Annotated in this window: 4 protein-coding genes; all 4 read left to right on the top strand. The window is 28.6% G+C overall.

What is annotated here, in order from left to right; all coding sequences use genetic code 11:
* The coding region (gene cap8I, locus IDG60_RS09295) for a type 8 capsular polysaccharide synthesis protein Cap8I (protein WP_241013356.1) at nucleotides 1-1,369 on the top strand (1,369 nt) is incomplete at its 5' end.
* Nucleotides 1,366-1,923: a type 8 capsular polysaccharide synthesis protein Cap8J gene (gene cap8J, locus IDG60_RS09290; RefSeq protein ID WP_000636149.1), complete on the top strand. Its 558-nt coding sequence runs from the start codon at nucleotides 1,366-1,368 to the stop codon at nucleotides 1,921-1,923. The genes cap8I and cap8J, both read left to right, overlap by 4 nt.
* An 8-nt stretch (nucleotides 1,924-1,931) precedes the next feature.
* Entirely contained in the window at nucleotides 1,932-3,170 is a 1,239-nt protein-coding gene (cap8K, locus tag IDG60_RS09285) for a type 8 capsular polysaccharide synthesis protein Cap8K (protein ID WP_001238807.1), read from the top strand.
* Nucleotides 3,171-3,203: 33 nt separating this feature from the next.
* On the top strand, nucleotides 3,204-3,295 hold a 92-nt coding region (locus IDG60_RS22265), incomplete at its 3' end, for a glycosyltransferase family 4 protein (protein ID WP_149508671.1).

The following is a 3,295-nucleotide window of genomic DNA, read 5'->3' as shown; positions in this document are numbered from 1 at the left end:
ATATGTTATTGCCATTTTAATGTTTCCTTGCCTTATGTTAGGTGATAAACCTTTATTATTTTTAGCACCTATAAGTTATGGAGTAGGAAAGCTCTTTATAAGCTTCTCGAATAATCCGAATTTTAAATTTTCGAAAATTGTATACGATGTTTTAGGTTTTCTTAGATTAGTATTTATACCTGCTATGATAGTGTTTTTCCAGGATTCAACTATAGATAATTTACCATTAGGACAAGCTTATTTTAATCAAGCGGTTATTTATATGAGTGTGGAGTTTATCATAGGCTCGCTATTTATATTGATACTATCTAAATTATTCAAACATGAAGTGGTATCAAGAAATAGCTTTACACTTTCTGGATCATCAATTTATTACATTGTGTTTGGTCTTGTTATTTGTGGGATTTTTGTAGCTTTTCCCGAAGTGCGCAAAAACATATCATTTTTAATTATTAAAACAGATGCAATGGGAAGAGGAACCGAAGCAACAAGTGGTTTAAATGTTCTTTTTGTAATGCTATTTCAACTTGCCTTAGCGTTATTATTCTTAATAATCGCATATGCTTCATATAAAAAGTATAAAGAGAATCCTAAAATTATTTATGTTGTATTACCGCTAGCTATAGGAATTTTAAATATTAGTTTAATTGTTGGTGAAAGAAGAAGTTATCAACTTTATACAATGGTTGCTGTTTTAACAGTGGTGTCAATCTTGTTTTCTAAGCATAAAAGACGTATCAATATCATTATTATATCTGTAGGTATTTTCGTATTAGCATTGATGACACTATATAAAGAATTGTATGTGTTTAATTATAGTTCATATAGCGAGGCGTTAAATAGTACAAGTGTAAGTAATCTTAAAATAGTTGACACGTTGCAGTCATATTTTTATGGACCTAGCAATATTGCAGCTTCTATAGACTATTTGAATTACTATAATGGTTCGTTCAAACAATATTTATTTGATAATACCAGAGCTGTTTTTGGGTTTAATTTCTTTTTAGATAAAAAGCAGTTGATTACTAGCCAACTTTTTAACCAATTGATATATGGTAGTAAACAATTGACTGGTCATCTAATTTCGAGTGCTGGATATGGAATTATTTATTTTGGACCCTTATTCTTCTATTTGAATTTAATTGCAAATATCTTTTTTGCATTTCTGAGTGAGTATATTATTCGGAAGAGTCATTCGTTAGAAGTGATATTTATTGGTACATATATTTATATGAGACTTATTACGAGTATTTTTAGTCACCCGACACCATTAATCACATTGATTTCTATGATTTTAGTTGTATATGTTATAGCTATTATCCCAGGCATTATAATAAAAAAATTTACTAAAAAAGTAGGGATAGAATGATTGTAAAAACATTTATGAAATCGAAAATATTTAGATTAATGAATACACCACTATTATTATTTTATAAGAAAGAATATTTAACTGGATATTATTTTGAAAATAAAGTGGCTGGATGGTTATGGGCGTGGAAAGCTGTTCCGTTCAAGTTGTTAGGAATAAATACAAGTTTGCCATTTCCTGCAGATATAACTGTTAGAATGCATAACCCTAATAACATTGTTTTTGATAAAAATGATATTCATATTTTTCAATCGCCCGGGACGTATTTTAATAATTTTTCAGCAGTTATATATATAGGTAGAGGTGTTTATATAGCGCCTAACGTAGGTATTATTACAGCTAATCATAATATTAAAAATTTGAAGTCACATGCACCAGGTGAAGATGTCAAAATAGGGAATTATAGTTGGATTGGAATGAACTCAGTTATATTACCAGGAGTAGAATTGGGGGAACATACAATTGTAGGGGCTGGGTCGGTTGTAACAAAAAGTTTTCCAGAAGGTAACGTTGTTATAGGTGGCAATCCAGCGAAAATCATCAAGAAAATCTGAGGTTAATTATGAGATTAAATAAATTTATTGGCGATTCGTTTTTAATGATTTTAAGCAGTGGCATCGCTCAAGTCATATTAATCATCACTACCCCAATTATTACAAGACTATATTCACCTACAGAATTTGGTGAGTTTACAATTTTTTCAAATATCGCAATGATTTTAATACCAATAATAAATGCAAGATACGATTTGTTGATTGTGAATACCAAAAATGACCGTAGTGCTAATATACTTTCACAAATCAGTTTTTTGATATCATTGCTTATTTTATTAATACTGATACCAATATTTGCGATTAGTGCATGTTTATACCCAAACTTTATATTAGATTTTATTTTCATTATTATTATGTTGTTTTTGGTAAGTTTAACAAACATTTTTACAAATTATCTAAATAAGGAAAGAAAGTATAAAGTGTTAAGTTTGATTAATGTGTTTAGAGCTGGATCAATGGCTTTACTTCAAATCATTTTCGGACTTTTAGCATTAGGAAGTTTAGGATTAATTATTGGTTTTTCATTATCCTATATCGCAGGCATTACACTAGGATATAAAACGTTTAAAAAGCACTTTAATATTGTGAGAGATAAAGAAGAAACTAAAGCATTATTTTTAGAAAATAAAAATCAGTTAGTTTATTCAACACCATCAATATTATTAAATAGTTTGTCTTTCTCGGTTGTTGTGTTCTTTATAGGTATTTTGTATACCAATACAGAAGTGGGTATTTATGGTATGGCCATAAGAGTACTAGGCATACCAGTGACAATTATTTCATTAGGGTTATCAAAAATATTTATGCAACAAGCCAATGACTATTATATTGAACATGGTAACTTCCGAAATTTATTACTTAAATTTAGTTCCATACTGGTTATAGTTTCTATAATTCTTTATGTGCCACTTTATTTGTTCAGTGAAGAATTAGTCAATATATTATTAGGACATAGCTGGGTTGACGCAATTACAGTTATAAAAATTGTTATCCCATTATTTGTTATAAGGCTGATTGTATCAACGGTATCACTTTCTGTGATTGTATTACAAAAACAACAGTTAGAATTAATACTACAAGCGTTATTTTTAATAGGTACTACTGCAACATTTGTTATATCAAAAATGCTTAATTTAACTTTTTTAAACTTTGTATCTATTAATACAATTGTTTTAATCGTATCGTACATGATATTTTTCATAGCACTCTATTATTTTGCTAAAAATAAACAGTTCAAAAATTCTTAGTCTAAATTCATTAATAAAAAGGACGTCGATTAGATGAGTGAAAAAAAGATTTTGATTTTATGTCAGTATTTTTATCCGGAATATGTATCTTCTGCGACGTTACCAACTCAATTGGCGGAAGATTT

The sequence above is a fragment of the Staphylococcus sp. EG-SA-2 genome, from assembly GCF_017152085.1.
Note: the sequence above shows the minus strand (reverse complement) of the source record. Positions and strands in the feature narration are given on the sequence as shown.

Excerpts from the sequence above, each read along its gene's own strand:
- cap8K (WP_001238807.1), top strand. The coding sequence starts at position 1,932 with ATGAGATTAAATAAATTTATTGGCGATTCGTTTTTAATGATTTTAAGC.
- cap8J (WP_000636149.1), top strand. The coding sequence starts at position 1,366 with ATGATTGTAAAAACATTTATGAAATCGAAAATATTTAGATTAATGAAT.